This is a genomic window from Kitasatospora sp. NPDC097691, assembly GCF_040302665.1.
Taxonomy (GTDB): domain Bacteria; phylum Actinomycetota; class Actinomycetes; order Streptomycetales; family Streptomycetaceae; genus Kitasatospora.
Genome location: NZ_JBEORY010000042.1, coordinates 22005 through 37346 on the forward strand (window position 1 = coordinate 22005; position 15342 = coordinate 37346).

Sequence of the window (15342 nt, forward strand, 5' to 3'; positions counted from 1 at the left end):
AACCCGGCAAGAGATAAGTCGGCGTGCCAACGGCCGGTGCCAGTCCTCGCCCTTGTGGGGATGGGACGGGCACCGGCCGTTGTCACCGGGTCAGGCGGTGCCGACCGATTACTACTTCTTGACCTCGACGTCGGTGTAGACCGGGTCGCCGAAGGAGTTGAACTTGACGTTCTGGACCTTGTTCGAGTAGCCCGAGTTGGTCTTGTAGTACCAGAGCGGGATCGCCGGCATGTCCTTGGCCAGAACGGCCTCGGCCTGCTGGTACAGGTCGGCGGTCTTCTCGACCGAGGTGGCGGCGTCGGCCTCGTGCGACAGCTTGTCGAACTCGGCGCTGGAGTAGCCGGCGTCGTTGGCCGCGGCACCGGTGCCGTAGACGTCACGCAGGAAGTTGGCGTTCAGCGGGTAGTCCTGCACCCAGCCGGTACGCATCATGCTCGGGACCGTCTTCTTGGTGATCAGGTCACGCGCGGTCTTGAAGTCCGGCTTCGGGTCACCGAGGCACTCGACGCCGGTCGCCTGGCGGATCGAGTTGCAGACCGCGTCCACCCACTCCTTGTGGCCACCGTCGGAGTTGTACAGGACGGTGATCTTGTTGCCGGGGACGCCGCCGCCCTCGGCGATCAGCGCCTTGGCCTTCTCCGGGTTGTACTTGCAGGCGTCACCACAGGTGCCGGCCTTGTAGCCCATGACGCCCGGCGCCACGAACGAGTCGGCGGGCTGACGGCTGTTGTTCAGCACGGTCTTGGTGATGGTGTCGCGGTCGATCGCCATCGACAGACCCTGGCGGACCTTGGCCTTGGCCGGGTCGCTCCAGTCCGCGTTGTACAGGGCGAACGAGATGTTCTGGATGGCACCCTGCGCCTGGTCGACGGCGCGCTTGCCCAGGTCGTCCTTGTACTTCGGCAGGTCGGTCGAGTCGACCTGGTCCAGCACGTCCAGCGTGTCGGACATCAGGTCCTTGTACGCGGCCTCGGGCGAGGTGTAGTTGCGGAAGACGATTCCGCCGTTCTTCGCCTTGTTGGTGCCCGTGTACTTGTCGTAGGCGGCCAGCGTGATGGCCTTGTTGTGCTCCCACGACACGAACTTGTAGGGGCCGTTGCCGATCGGCTTCTGGCCGTAGCCGTCCGGGTCGGAGAAGAAGCCCTCGGGCAGCGGGAAGAAGGCCGAGTAGCCGAGCTTGTACGTGAAGTACGAGACGGTGTCGGTCAGTTCGATGGTGAAGTGAGTGTCGTCGATGACCTTGAGGCCCGACATCTCCTTCGCCGTCGGGGCGCCCTTGTCCTTGTCCGGGTGGACGGCGTCGTAGCCGACGATGTCCGAGAACCAGTCCGAGTTGATCTGGTTGTTGGCCGGGTTGGCCGACCAGTTCCAGGACTTGACGAAGGACGAGGCGGTGACCGGAGTGCCGTCGTGGAAGGTCCAGCCGGACTTCAGCGTGACGGTGTAGGTCTTCGAGTCGGTGGTCTCGATCTTGTCGGCCACCTGGTTGCGCAGGGCACCGGTCGCGGGGTCGTAGTCGACGAGGCCCGTGAAGAGCTGCTTGACGATACGGCCGCCCTGGTTCTCCATGGCGTTGGCCGGCTGCAGCGGACGCTGCGGCTCGGCGCTCTGGTAGCTGAAGACGCCCGCGGGGTTGACCGCGGCACCGTCCGAGCTGCCCCCGCTGGAGGAGTCGCTGCTGCTGCTACAAGCAGTCGCGGCAAGGGCGACCGCAACAGCTGCGACAACCCACTTGGCCTGGCTCCCACCACGCATCGGTGTGCCTCCTGAATTCGACGATTGCAACGAGGAGGGCACCACGGAACGGTTGTCACCGGGCCCGTAATGCCGTCCGCGCTCGTGGTTTCGGCGCGCACCCCTGCGCGTTCACCCTTGACCCGAGCCTGACTGGCTCCACTATCCGTCACGCACGGACACGAAAGTGACCAGTGACGATCTCAATTAGGTCACATGAACAGTCGGTAAGTTTCGAAAACCGGACATTTGAGACATAGCCAGACAGGTACCAAACGGACAGTCGTCATGCATGACGAACCGTCGCGTCCGCTCAGCGGACACCCGGGTGTGATGAGCGTTATTCGGTTAATACCGGCCCTGACAACTTGGAGTAGTTGAAAAAGTTCGCCCCCCTCTCCATTGGAAAGGGGGGCGAAACATTCCGGCCAATGGCCGTCAGTGCGTCCGGATCACGCCTTCTTGGCGCGCGAGGCAGTGCGTCCGCGGTCCTTCTGGTCCAGGACGACCTTACGGATGCGAACCGTCTCCGGGGTCACCTCGATGCACTCGTCCTCGCGGCAGAACTCCAGCGACTGCTCCAGCGAGAGCTTGCGCGGCGGGACGATCGACTCGGCCACGTCGGCGTTCGAGGACCGCATGTTGGTGAGCTTCTTCTCCTTGGTGATGTTCACGTCCATGTCGTCGGAGCGCGAGTTCTCACCGACGATCATGCCCTCGTACACCTCGGTGCCCGGCTCGCAGAAGAGCACGCCGCGCTCCTGCAGGTTGGTCATCGCGAAGGCGGTCACCACGCCGGCCCGGTCGGCGACCAGCGAGCCGTTGTTGCGGGTCGTCAGGGTGCCGAACCACGGCTCGTGGCCCTCGTGGATCGAGTGGGCGATGCCGGTGCCGCGGGTGTTGGTGAGGAACTCGGTCCGGAAGCCGATCAGGCCACGGGACGGCACGACGAACTCCATCCGGACCCAGCCCGAGCCGTGGTTGGACATGTTGTCCATCCGGCCCTTGCGGATGCCCATGAGCTGCGTGACCGCGCCCATGTGCTCCTCGGGGACGTCCACGGTGAGGCGCTCGACCGGCTCGTGGGTCTTGCCGTTGACCTCCTTGGTGACCACCTGCGGCTTGCCGACGGTCAGCTCGAAGCCCTCGCGGCGCATGGTCTCGATCAGGATGGCCAGCGCCAGCTCACCGCGGCCCTGCACCTCCCAGGCGTCCGGGCGCTCGGTGTCCAGGACGCGCAGCGAGACGTTACCGATCAGCTCGCGGTCCAGGCGGTCCTTCACCTGGCGGGCGGTGACCTTGCGGTCCACCTTGGCGCCGGACTTCGCGTCCGCGCCCTTGCCGCTGCCGCCACGGCCGACCAGCGGCGAGGTGTTGGTGCCGATGGTCATCGAGATGGCCGGCTCGTCCACCGTGATCAGCGGCAGCGCGATCGGGTTCTCCGGGTCGGCGAGGGTCTCACCGATCATGATCTCGGAGATGCCGGCGACGGCGCAGATGTCACCCGGGCCCGCCACCTCGGCCGGCTTGCGGGTGAGTGCCTCGGTCATCAGCAGCTCGGAGATGCGGACGTTCGAGATGGAGCCGTCGCGCTTGATCCAGGCCACGGTCTGGCCCTTGCGCAGCTCGCCCTGCTCGACGCGCAGCAGCGCGATGCGGCCGAGGAAGTTGTCGGCGTCCAGGTTGGTGACGTGCGCCTGCAGCGGGGCGTCCGCGTCGTAGCTCGGGGCCGGGACGTGCTCCAGCAGGGTGGAGAAGAACGGCTCCAGGCTGGTGCTGTCGGCCGGGACGGTGCCGTTCTCAGGCTTGGTCAGCGAGGCGACGCCGTCACGGGCACAGGCGTAGACGATCGGGAACTCGATCTGGTCCTCGTCCGCGTCCAGGTCCAGGAACAGGTCGTAGGTCTCGTTGATGACCTCGTCGATCCGGGAGTCCGGACGGTCGGTCTTGTTGATGCAGAGGATGACGGGCAGCCGCGCGGTGAGCGCCTTGCGCAGCACGAAGCGGGTCTGCGGCAGCGGGCCCTCGGAGGCGTCGACCAGCAGGACGACGGCGTCCACCATCGACAGACCGCGCTCGACCTCGCCACCGAAGTCGGCGTGGCCCGGGGTGTCGATGATGTTGATGGTGATCGGCGCGCCACCGTCCTTGGGGTGGTACTTGACCGCGGTGTTCTTCGCGAGAATGGTGATGCCCTTCTCGCGCTCCAGGTCGTTCGAGTCCATCATGCGGTCGTCGAGCTGCTGGTGGGCGGCGAAGGCGCCGGCCTGCTTCAGCATGGCGTCGACCAGCGTGGTCTTGCCGTGGTCGACGTGGGCGACGATGGCGACGTTACGGATGTCGTTGCGCGTGGGCATGCCTTGCGGATTCTCCCGGAATCGTGGGTTGCGGCGCCCGGCTGCGTGACGCGCACTTGCGATCCCTGTCGATCGCCGCCGCCCGTTCCGCCTGCTACTACCGGTCCACCCGCCGGGCATATGGACATGCCTCGGCTTCCTCCTATCGTACGGGGAAGGGCCCAGGTGGGCGGAAACGAGCAGGTCGGGCGGGATCAAGATCACAGGTGGGTCACGCGCTCTTCACCCGGCGGCCGCGCTCCGACAGTCTGCCGTTCGTGATCCAGCGACCCGGCAACCCGTTGCCCCGCCCGTTCAACGCCGCCGTCCCCGTGGAGGCCGTGCGATGACCGTCCCCGTCGTCCTGGTGCACGGCACCCGGCTGAGTGCCGCGCAGTGGAGCCCGCAGCTGCCCGGGCTGCGCAAGGAGTTCCCCGTCACCGCCGTCGACCTGCCGGGGCACGGTGCCCGGCGCGGCGAGCCGTGGAGCCTGACCGCCGCCTGCGAGGCCGTGGCGGAAGGGGTGGACGCGCTGGGCGGCGGGCCCGCCCTGGTGGTCGGGCACTCGCTGGGCGGGTACGTCGCGCTGGAGTTCGCCCTGCGCTCGCCGGAACGGCTGCGCGGGCTGGTCCTGGCGGGTGCGAGCGCCGACACCCGGGGGCCCTGGGCGCTCCCCTACCGGGCCGTCGGCGCGCTGGTGCCGCGGCTCCCGGCGGCGCTGCTGGCCCGCTGGAACGACCGGCTGCTGCGCCGGCTCCACCCGCCGGAGGTGGTGGCGGAGACGATCCGCACCGGGTACGCCTTCGAGGCCCTGCCCGCCGCCTGGGCCTCGGTGCTGGGCCGCTTCGCCCCGGACGCGCTGCGCCGGGTCGAGGCGCCGGTCCTGATCCTGAACGGGGAGAAGGACCCGGCCTTCCGCTCCGGCGAGCGTGCCTTCGCCGCCGCCCACCCGCACGGGCGGGCCCGGATCGAGCTGATCCCGCGGGCCCGCCACCTGGCGAACTTCGACGACCCCGCGGCCTTCACCGCAGCGCTGTGCCGCTTCGCCCGGGAGCTGGAGGCCGCTCCTCAGGAGCCCGTCCACCCCACGTCCTGGAAGCGCGGCCAGCCGTAGCCGAACGCTCCGGCGCCCGCCACTCCCTCCCGGACACCGACCAGCTCCGGCCGCTGGTACAGCGGCACCGAGTGCCCGAGCTGCCAGATCCGGACGTCCGCCTCCTGCAGCAGGTCCAGCCGGGCCGCCGGGTCCGGTTCGGCGGACGCCCGGTCGAACAGCCGGTCGATCTCCTCGGTGCCGCTGCGGCCGTAGTTGGTGCCGGCGTCGAGTGCGCCGTCGGGGCCGGGCCGGGGCTTGGCGTAGGCGGGGCGCTGCTCGCCCACCGGGCCGGGGCCGGCCGGCCAGGAGAAGAGCGCGAGGTCGTAGTCGCCGACGGACAGGTGGTCCCGGACGAAGGTCTCGGCGGGCGCCGTCACCGGCTTCAGGGCGATCCCGGACTCCGCGAGGTCGGCGGTGAGCGCGTCGGCGGTGCGCTTGGCGATCGCCGAACCGGCCGGGACGAGCAGGGTGAGGGCGAGCTGCTTCCCGTCCTTGGTCCGGGTGCCCCGGCCGGCGGACCGCTTCCAGCCCGCCGCGTCCAGCAGCCGGGCCGCGTCCTGCGGGCCGACCGCCACGCTGTTGTCCCGGTAGCCCTCCTGGTCCCCGGCGAGCAGGTGGTTGCCGAGGGGAGCGGCGGGCAGGCCGAGCGGGGTGAGCGCGGCGTCGGCGATCCGCCGCCGGTCGACGGCCCGGGCGAGGGCGCGCCGCACGGCCGGGTCGGTGAGCGGACCGCGGGCGGCGTTGACGGTGAGCTGGGTGAGCGAGGCCGCGGCCGCCCGGTGCACGGTGACGCCGGGCAGCGACTCGGCCCGCCGCAGCGCCGACGCCGACGCCTCGGGTGCCGCAGCCGGTGGCGCAGCCGCCGGGGCGGACGCGCCGGGTGCCGGGGCGGACGCAGTGGGCTGCGGCGCCGCCCGGTCCACCGCCGCGGTGAGCAGGGCGATGTCCAGCCGGTCCTGGTCGAGCGCGTCCAGCCGCTGCTCGGCCGGCACGGCGAGGAAGTCGATCCGGTCGGTCTTCGGCACGTCGCCCCACCAGAGCGGGTTGCGCGTCACGGTGACCCGCCCGCCCGCGGCGTCGTACCGGGAGACGGTGTACGGCCCGGCGCTCGGGTGGCCGCCGTCGGTCAGTGCCCGGTCGAAGGTGTCCGGGGTGCCCGTCTCGGCCGCCGGGTAGAGCGGCCCGAACAGCGAGCGCCACTCGGCGTACGGCCGCCGGAAGGTGACCCGCACCTCGTGCGGGTCCTCGCCCCGGGCGACCGAGTCGATGGCCTCGTACCCGGCCGGGTGCGCACCCCGGTAGGACGGGTCCAGTCCGGACAGGGCGGCCCGCTGGGCGGCGAGGTCGGCGGCCGAGAGCGGGGTGCCGTCGCTCCAGACGGCGTGCGGGTTGAGCCGGTAGGTGACGACCTGCGGCTGCTGCCCGGGCGGGGTGGACTCCGCGCCCGCCAGGTAGTCCGGATCGGGCACCAGCCGGCCGTGCTCGTCGGGGCGGAACAGCGAGGGGTACAGCGCGTGGGCGAGCAGCGCCGAGTCGGCGGTCGCCGTGCCCTGGTAGACGTTCAGCGTGGTCGGGACGCCGTCCACCGCCCAGCGCAGCGTGCCGCCGCCCCGGACGTCGGTGCGATCGGCGGGCCGGACGTCCCCGGTGGTCGCGGTGGGATCGGCCGAGGCCGGCGCGGGGGCCGGGGCCGGGGTACGGCCGGGGGCGGGGTCGTCGGAGCAGCCGCCGAGACCGGCGGCGAGCAGCAGCGCGGCGGCTGCGGCGGTGAGCTGGCGGACGCGCATGGCGGCCATCGAACGCCGCCCGCACGGCCCGACCCGCGCCGACACGGCGAACCGGGGGTGACTGCACCCTTACGGCCCAACCCGTGCGGTCGGGCCGTCCACGGCGGCTCCCGGTCCGGCTAGAGCGCCAGCTCGAACCAGACGATCTTGCCCTTCGGCGTGCGCCGGCTGCCCCAGCGCTCGGCCAGCAGGCTGACCAGCTGCAGGCCGCGCCCGCCCTCGTCGGTCTCCTGGGCGCGCCGCTGCCGGGGCTGGGCGTATCCGTCGTCCCAGACCTCGCAGACCAGGCCGCGCTCGCGCAGCAGCCGCAGCCGGATCTCGCCGCGCCCGTGCTTGAGCGCGTTGGTGACCAGCTCGCTGACCAGCAGCTCGGTGGTGTCGACCAGCTCCTCCAGCCCCCTGGTCAGCAGCCAGCTGCAGGCCAGCTCGCGGGCCTTGGCGACGGAGGTGGGCTCGGGCGGCAGGAACCAGTTGCCGACGGCGTCCTCGGGGAACGCGTGCACCTTGGCCATCAGCAGGGCGATGTCGTCCTCGCCGTGGTGCGGGTTGAGCTCGCCGAGCACGTGGTCGCAGAGGTCCTCCAGGCCCTTGCCCTCGACGGAGAGCGCCGAGCGGAAGGCGCGCAGGCCCTCGTCCAGCTGGTGCTTGCGGCTCTCCACCAGGCCGTCGGTGTAGAGGCCGAGCACGGCGCCGTCCGGGAGGTCCACCTCCACCTCCTCGAAGGGCTCGCCGCCGACGCCCAGCGGCAGGCCGGGCGGCACGTCGAGCATCCGGGCGCCCTCGCCGGGGCTGAGCAGCACCGGCGGGAGGTGTCCGGCGTTGGCGATCCAGCAGCGCCGGGTGACGGCGTCGTAGACCGCGTAGACGCAGGTCGCCAGGTAGACCTCGCGCGCCTCCTCGTCCGCCGTCGAGGTGAGCCGCCCGTACGGGGTGGGCGGGCCGGCCGGCACGGAGTCGTCGCCGAGGCCGCGGGCGATCTCGTCCAGGGCGGTGAGCACCTCGGCGGGTTCGAGGTCGAGCATCGCGAGGGTGCGGACGGCGGTGCGCAGCTGGCCCATGGCGACGGCGGCGCGCAGGCCGCGGCCCATCACGTCGCCGATGACCAGCGCGGTGCGGTTGCCGGGCAACGGGATGACGTCGAACCAGTCGCCGCCGACCTCGGTGTTGTTGTTGCTGGGCAGGTAGCGGCAGGCGATCTCCAGGCCGCTGGCGGCCGGGTTGCCGGGGGGCAGCAGGCTGCGCTGGAGGATCAGCGCGCGCTCGTGCTCGCGGCGGTAGAGCCGGGCGTTGTCGATGCAGACGGCGGCGCGGGCGACGAGCTCCTCGGCGATCGCGACGTCGCGGGCGTCGAAGGGCTCGCTGCCGATCGCCCGGGAGAGCTGGACGAGGCCGAGCACCTGGTCGCGGGCGACCAGCGGGACGATCAGGGTGGAGCGCAGCAGCGGGTCGGGCCCGGGCTCGGGGACGACGCTGCGGCCGGTGCGCAGTGCCCGGGCGTGTGGGGAGCGGCGCGGGTAACAGAGGGTGCCGCCGGCCTCGGCGATGGGCAGGCCGGTGACCGAGCCGAGCACCGAGGAGGCGCCGCCGACCACGCTGGAGACGGCGACCCGGCGCAGTTCGCCGCTGCCGTCGGTGAGCACGGTGTCGCCGAGCCGGCCGGCGCTGGGGACGGTCTCGCCGGAGAGCAGGGCGGTGTAGAGGTCGACGGTGGCGAGGTCGCAGAACGGCGGGACGACGACGTCCAGCAGCTCCTTGGCGGTGGTCTCCAGGTCGAGCGTGGACCCGATGTGGGCGCTGGCCTCGTTGAGCAGGGCGAGGTTGCGGCGCACGCCGTCGGCCTCGCGCTCGGCGACGTGCCGGCTGGTGACGTCGGAGACCTGTCCGGCCACGCCCATCGGCTGCCCGGCGGCGCCGTTGAGGCGGTACAGCGAGACGGCCCAGAGCCGGTTGCCGTCGCGGGTCGGGACGGCCCCGTGGAAGCGCAGGTCGAACACGGGCTCGCCGGTGGCGAGGACCTTGCGCAGGGCGGCGGTGAGCCGGTCGGCCTCGGACGGCGGGAAGAGGTCGTGCGGGGTGAGGCCTTCGAGGTCGGTGGGGACCAGGCCCATGCCGGAGGCGAAGGCGTCGTTGACCCGCTGCAGGCGCAGCCGGTCGTCGAACAGCACGAAGCCGGTGGGGGTCTGCCCGAAGACGGCCTCGGAGGCGGCGAGGTCGGTCTCGATCCGGCGCAGCCGCCCGAGGTCGACGGCCAGGCAGGTGGCGCCCGCGGTGGGCAGGGCGCTGTCGGGCATCAGGTAGAGCTCGGCCAGGCCCTCGCCGCCGTCGGCGGCCCGGTACGGGGTGGTGCCGACCCACTCCTCGCCGGCCAGGGTGCGCTCCAGCCGGGCGCGGCCGCGCTGCCAGAGTTCGCGGGGGACGAAGGTGGTGATCGGGTCGGCGCCGACGGCGTCGGCGGCCGGGACTCCGAAGAACTCGGCGGCGCGCTCGCTCCACTGATTGATCCGCCCGTCGGGGCCGATCGCGAAGGTCGCGACCCGGATGTAGTCGTAGATCGTGCCGGGGTCGCCGGCGCCCCACGGTCGCGCCTCGGCGCCGGGGTGGGCGCCGCGGCTCGCGCTGTCGCCGTCCGGCCGGGTCGCCGGTACGGGCAGGTGCAACGAGCCGGCCTGCCCGGGCACAGCGGCATGACCGCTGCTGATCGGCGCGCTCCGCGCCGGAGTGCTGTTCAACGGACCGACCCCTCCAACCCGCGACCGTCCGGATGTCGAGAAGACCGAGTATTCATCATCGAGGGGTGCGTTCACACGCCCTCAACATCACAACATCAGATCGGGCGAAGGTTTTTGTCCTACCGCCCGCGCAACCACAATGCCACGCTCGCGCCCCCTTCCGGGGCGCGCGCTCCCCCCGGGCCCCCGATGGCATATGCGGCACCGCTCTCCTGGCACGTCGTCCGGCGTTCGATCGAGTCACGACTCGTCGGGCTCATTACCCGGCAGCGCCTGCTCGAACCAGACCACCTTGCCGATGCCCTCGGCCCGGGCGCCCCAGCGCAGCGCCAGCCGGCGGACCAGCTCCAGGCCCCGGCCGCCCTCGTCGGCCTCGGCCGCGTGCCGCTCCCGGGGCGGGTCGGGCAGCGGGTCGGAGATCTCGACCAGCAACGTCTCGCCGAGCGTCAGCCGTACCCCGATCGGGGCACTGGCGTACCGGACGGCGTTCGTGACCAGCTCGCTGACCAGCAACTCGGCGGTGTCGGTGAGCGCCTCCACGCCCCACTCGGCGAGCGTGGCGCGGACCAGCCGACGCGCCCGGGAGACGGCGGTGGGCTCGGCCGGCAGGGTCCAGCCGGCCGTCGGGGTGCCGGCCTGGCCGTGCCCCAGCCTGGCCAGCAGCAGCGCGACGTCGTCCGGCTCGCGGCCCTGCTCCATGGTGTCGAGCACCGCCTCGCAGGCGGCCTGGATGGAGGCGTGCGGCTCCTGGAGGACGGTGAGCAGCCGGCCGAGGCCGACGTCCAGGTCCTTGTCCCGGGACTCGACCAGGCCGTCGGTGCACAGCGCGAGCAGGCTGCCCTCGGGGATCTTCAGTTCGACCGATTCGAACGGGACTCCGCCCACGCCGAGCGGGGCGCCGGAGGGCAGGTCGAGGATCCGGCCGGCGCCGCCGGGCAGCGGGCTGCCGTTGCGGGTGGGCTCCTCGCTCTCCTGGCCCGGCACCACCAGCACCGGGGGGATGTGCCCGGCCTTGGCGACGGTCAGCCGGGCCGTCGCCGGGTCGAAGACCGCGTAGACGCAGGTGGCGAGCAGCGCCTCGTCCGGGCCCTGGGCGAGGTCGTCGGCCAGTTCGTGGACGTGCCGCAGCAGGACGTCCGGCGGCAGGTCGAGGGCGGCCAGCACCCGGACCGCGGTGCGCAGCCGGCCCATGGTGGCGGCGGCCCGCAGGCCGTGGCCCATCACGTCGCCGACCACCAGCGCGGTGCGGTCGCCGGGCAGCGGGATGACGTCGAACCAGTCACCGCCGACCTCGGTGCCGCTGCTGCCGGGCACGTACCGGTAGGCGACCTCGACGCCGGTGGGCTGCGGGACCTGCTGCGGGAGCAGGGTGCGCTGGAGGGTGAGCGCGGCGGTGCGCTCGCGGGCGTAGAGGCGGGCGTTGTCCAGCGAGCTGCCGGCCCGGTCGGCGAGCTCGACGGTGAAGGCCAGGTCGTCCCGGTCGAAGGCCTCGCGGTAGCCGGCCCGGCTGACCAGCAGCAGGCCGATCACGATGCCGCGGGCACGCAGCGGGACGGCCAGCATCGAGTGCACCCCGAGGTCCCGGGCGGCCTGCATCTTCGGGTCGCCCGGGTAGGTGACGTCGTCCAGCTGCTCGGCCCCGGAGAGCAGCTCGGGCACTCCCGTGCGCAGCACCCGGCCGCAGACGGAGTCCTCGGCGAAGGTGATCCGGGCGCCGCGGCGCAGCATCACGTCCACCTCGGGGCCGTCCTGGACGGAGGCGGTGCCGAGCTGGAGCAGCGAGGTGCGTCTGTCGTGGCCGTGCCGGGGCAGGTCGTCGCCGTGTGCGACGGCCTGGAGCAGGATCACCGCCGAGTGGTCGGTGAGCCGGGGGACGACCGAGCTGGCCAGCTCCTGGGCGATCCGGGAGGCGTCCAGCAGGTCGCCCACCCGGGAGCCGAACTCGTTGAGCAGCGAGAGCCGGCGCCGGGCGTGTTCGACCTTGGCGACAGCCCGGTAGCGCTCCGTCACGTCCATCACCGTGCCGGAGATGCCGAGCACCCGGCCGGAGCGGTCGGTCATCCGGCTGTAGGAGATCGACCGGTAGCCGGCCCGGGTGGTGACCGGGGAGGCCAGGGTGACGTCGATGACCGGTTCGCCGGTGGCCAGCACCTGGCGCTGGATGGCGGTGATCTCGTCGGCGGCCCGCTCGGGCAGGGTCTCGCCGGTGGTGCGGCCGACGTGGTCCTCCAGGGCGACGCCGTTCATCTCGGCGAGGGTCTGGTTGACCGCGGTGTAGCGCAGCTCGGTGTCCAGGATGGCGATGCCCAGCGGAGACTGCTCGAACAGCGCGTCGCGCACCGCGAGGTCGCGCTCGACGGCCCCCACGGCGGCCGACTCGGCCATGCTGACCTGCAGGAACGGGGTGCCGTCACCGTCCACCAGGAGGGAGATCCGGGCCTCCATGGCGACCGGCACGCCGTCCCGGTCGCGCAGCTCCGCGTAACCGGCCCAGCGGCCGTGCCGCAGGGTGTCCTGAATCGCGGCCCGGATCCGGACGACCTGCTCCTGGTCAGGGATCAGCTCGTCGATCCGGCGGCCGACCAGCAACTCGTTCGGCCAGCCGAGCAGTTCCTCGGCGGCGGGGCTCCACAGCACCACCCGGCCCGCGGTGTCCAGGATCGCGATGGCGACCTTGAGCATGTCGAGCAGGCCGCCCCCGGACGACGCGCCGAGCGCGTTCGGGGCGTCGCCGGGCCCGCCGGGGAACGGGCGGCCGGGGCGGCTGCGCAGTCCGGACCGGGCGCCCGGTTCGGGCAGGGACAGGGTCGGCGCCGGCTGGGCGGGCCGCTCGGTGTCGGGGGCGGCGACGGGACCGCGGCGGCGACCGGCCGGCGGCTGGGGGGCGGTCGGGCGGGCGGCGCGGCGCAGCCGGGCGCGGGCGGCCGCGCTGCCCGCGGGTCCTGCCCGCCGCTCTCCCCCGCCGCCGTTCCCGGTACTCGACACCGACGGGGCCTCCGGCTCTGGTCGGGATCGGCGTCGCCGGCTGGGGGCGGCTCACCGATGGTGACGAATAGTGCCGAAAAGTGACATACCCAGCAGATCCCAGGCTATCCCGGTCGCTGGGTCGTCTTGTCCGATTGACCTACCCGGCGGACTGCGCGTCGCCCCCGGCCCCCGGCCCCGCGAGCAGCCGGGCGACGTACGGCAACACGTCGCGGTCGTGGTCGATCCAGTCCACCGCGTCCAGTTCGTCCGGGCCTAGCCAGCGCAGCGCGTCGTGGTCCTGCAGCGCGCGCGGCTCGCCGGCCAGCAGCTCAGCCGCCCAGAAACGCAACTCCAGGCCGGGGCGCACGGCCCACGCGCCGGGCAGGCGGGTCAGCGCCCGCGCCCGGACGCCCAGCTCCTCCCGCAGCTCGCGCTCCAGCGCCTGCGCCTCGGTCTCGCCCGGCTCGGCCTTCCCGCCGGGGAACTCCCAGCGCCCGGCCACCGCCGCGGGCGCGCTGCGCCGGGCCGCGAGCACCCGGCCGTCACGGACCAGCGCGCCGCCGACCACGATCCGGGGCCCGGCGGGACTGTCCGTGGGGCGGCCGACGGGGTGGCCGGTGGGGTGGTCGGTGGAGTGCGGGGCGTGCGGGGCGTCCATGGCCCCGACCCTACGGCCTCAGGCGTTCCGGGCGGCTCCGTTCCCCCGCTCGGCCGGTTCCGTCGCTTCCGTCGCACGTACGGCCCCGACCGCCTCGACCCAGTACAGCTGCTTGTGGCCGCGGGCCTCGAACTCGGCGGCCAGCCGGTGCGCCTCGGCGCCGTCCAAGCCGTCGGCGACCAGGAAGCGGTTGCCATTGTCGTCCTGCCGCATCACCCGATAGGTGCCCATGGCGGGAGGATATCCGGCGCTCCGCCGACGCCTCCGGTGGCCTCCGTCGGCCGGTCCTGCCGACCTGGCAGGACCGGCAGGTCCGCCTCGTCCGGCCGGCCGGATGCCGTCGTGCCCCCGGCTCGCGTGGGGGTCGGGCCGGGGGCACACCCGCGACGCTACGCGGCGTTCGCTACCGGCAGGTATGGGCGTTGTTAACGGCCGGTAACCACGTGCACGGAGGCTCAGACCCGCAGGTCGGGCACCTGCTCGCCGGTGGACAGGCCCAGCCCGCGGCGGATGTCCACGCTCACCGGCACCGTCTTGGCCACCAGGCCCTTGGCGCGGCGGACGGCACCCTCCAGGTCGTCGGCGGAGGCCGCGGCGTCCCACGCGGCGGCCGCCTGGGACTGGGCCTCGACGAGCTTGGCGACGTTCGGCCGGACGTCGGCCGGCCAGTCCGTCGACGGCGCGCCGAGCACGGCGGCCTCGGTCCGGGAGGCGACGGCCATCCGGCGGGCCCAGCTCCGGTAGTCGGCCCCGGCCTCGGAGACGTCCTGCTTCGGCTGGTCCAGGTAGGCGTCATTGAAGACCCGGACCGCCTCCAGGTAGGCCAGTTGAGGCGCGCTCAGGCGGCTCCGGTCGGTGCGGACGGTGCCCCGGTGCTGGTCGTCGCGGTCCTCGAAGGCGCAGGTGGCGTACCGTTCGCCGGCCGCCCAGTTGTTCGCGGTCGGGTAGAGGTAGACGTCGTCCATGCCGTCCGGCACGACCCACTGGTCGAGCGCGTAGTCGTCCAGCACCTTGCGGCACAGCCGGGCGGCCGACTCGCGGACCTCGCTCTCCCCCGGGTAGGGGCCGTTGCTCGCGGGGAACGGGGCGGTGCCGGCCACTTCGCCGTGGTGCGGCTCGGCGCAGGCCACCCGGTTCACCCAGTAGACCGTCTCGTCGCCGTCGGCGCCGGTCACCGATCCCCCGCCGGGGGAGCTGTAGCAGTCGCCGGTCCTGAGGTCGGACCAGTGGACGGAGCCGGCCGGTGCCTTCGGCGCGTGGGCGAACCGGCCGCCGCCGGCACCGCTGAAGTTCCCCGCGCCCAGCAGCAGGGAGAGCAGGAGCGTGCCGATCGTGCCGAGCACCACGCCGGCCACCGCCAAGCCGAAGCCGCGCTCCTTGCGCCGGTTGATCTGGACCAGCGCCACGATGCCGAACACCAGGGCCACCGGCGCCACCATGACCAGGCCGGTCACCAGGGAGCCGACCGCGAAGCCGTTGGTGGGCGCCGGACCGGGCGGCTGCGGGTACGGGTGGTCGGTCCGGAAGCCGGACTGGGCGGAGGGTGTGACGGAGGCCCAGCCGCCGGCGGGCAGCGGGTGCGGCGGCTGGGGCGGGGCGGCCGACGGCAGGGGGGCGGGCTGCGGGTGCGCGAGAGGCTGCGGGTGCGCGGCGGCGGGCGCGGCGAGGAGGTCGGGCGCGGCCCAGGGGTCGGCGGGGGCGGGCGGCTGCACGGCGTCCGCGGGCAGGGTGGGGGCCGCCGGGGCCGTGGGTGCGAGCGGGGCGGGCTCGGGGCCCGCCGGGGCAGCCGCGGGCTCGGGGTGCACCGGGGTGGCCACCGACTCGTCGGCCTCCTTGCGGAAGTCCACCCTCGGGTCCTGACCCGTCGTCGGAGCCGCGTCCGCCCCCATGTCCGCCTCCGTGCCCGTGCCCGTGTCCGGCCCGGTCCGCGCGGGCGTCTCCGGCCCCGGGGCGGACGGCTCGGACTCGGGCTTGGACACGTGGACTCCCCCAACCCGCCGGGGCGGGCATCTGCTCGGCGTTCGGCACCATGGCT

General features: G+C 73.2%; 9 protein-coding genes. 1 reads left to right on the plus strand and 8 read right to left on the minus strand.

Going from position 1 to position 15342, the window contains the following annotated elements:
* Positions 1-111: 111 nt before the first annotated feature.
* The gene (locus ABTY56_RS25760) at positions 112-1755 is read right to left on the minus strand and encodes a peptide ABC transporter substrate-binding protein (protein WP_350631545.1); all 1644 of its coding nucleotides are present in this window, start codon (positions 1753-1755) and stop codon (positions 112-114) included.
* Positions 1756-2186: 431 nt separating this feature from the next.
* Positions 2187-4091 carry a translational GTPase TypA gene (gene typA, locus ABTY56_RS25765; protein WP_350631546.1) on the minus strand — a complete coding sequence of 635 codons (1905 nt, stop codon included), beginning with the start codon at positions 4089-4091 and terminating at the stop codon, positions 2187-2189.
* 325 nt (positions 4092-4416) lie between these two features.
* On the opposite strand from typA, the gene ABTY56_RS25770 reads away from it, so the two are divergent.
* The gene (locus ABTY56_RS25770; RefSeq protein WP_350631547.1) at positions 4417-5184 is read left to right on the plus strand and encodes an alpha/beta fold hydrolase; all 768 of its coding nucleotides are present in this window, start codon (positions 4417-4419) and stop codon (positions 5182-5184) included.
* Here ABTY56_RS25770 and ABTY56_RS25775 read toward each other — a convergent pair.
* The 6 genes from ABTY56_RS25775 to ABTY56_RS25800 form a co-directional block, all read right to left on the minus strand.
* The gene (locus tag ABTY56_RS25775) at positions 5139-6953 is read right to left on the minus strand and encodes an ABC transporter family substrate-binding protein (protein WP_350631548.1); all 1815 of its coding nucleotides are present in this window, start codon (positions 6951-6953) and stop codon (positions 5139-5141) included. The two genes, ABTY56_RS25770 and ABTY56_RS25775, sit on opposite strands and share 46 nt — an antisense overlap.
* Before the next feature lie 119 nt (positions 6954-7072).
* Positions 7073-9682 carry a SpoIIE family protein phosphatase gene (locus tag ABTY56_RS25780; protein ID WP_502893183.1) on the minus strand — a complete coding sequence of 870 codons (2610 nt, stop codon included), beginning with the start codon at positions 9680-9682 and terminating at the stop codon, positions 7073-7075.
* Positions 9683-9922: 240 nt separating this feature from the next.
* Positions 9923-12667 carry a SpoIIE family protein phosphatase gene (locus tag ABTY56_RS25785; protein WP_350631549.1) on the minus strand — a complete coding sequence of 915 codons (2745 nt, stop codon included), beginning with the start codon at positions 12665-12667 and terminating at the stop codon, positions 9923-9925.
* Positions 12668-12806: 139 nt separating this feature from the next.
* Entirely contained in the window at positions 12807-13307 is a 501-nt protein-coding gene (locus ABTY56_RS25790; RefSeq protein ID WP_350631550.1) for a (deoxy)nucleoside triphosphate pyrophosphohydrolase, read from the minus strand.
* 18 nt (positions 13308-13325) lie between these two features.
* Positions 13326-13538, minus strand: a complete 213-nt coding sequence (locus ABTY56_RS25795; protein ID WP_350631551.1) for an SPOR domain-containing protein — start codon at positions 13536-13538, stop codon at positions 13326-13328.
* A gap of 224 nt (positions 13539-13762) precedes the next feature.
* Positions 13763-15286, minus strand: coding sequence for a DUF4190 domain-containing protein (locus tag ABTY56_RS25800; RefSeq protein ID WP_350631552.1), 1524 nt, complete (start codon positions 15284-15286; stop codon positions 13763-13765).
* Positions 15287-15342: the final 56 nt, after the last annotated feature.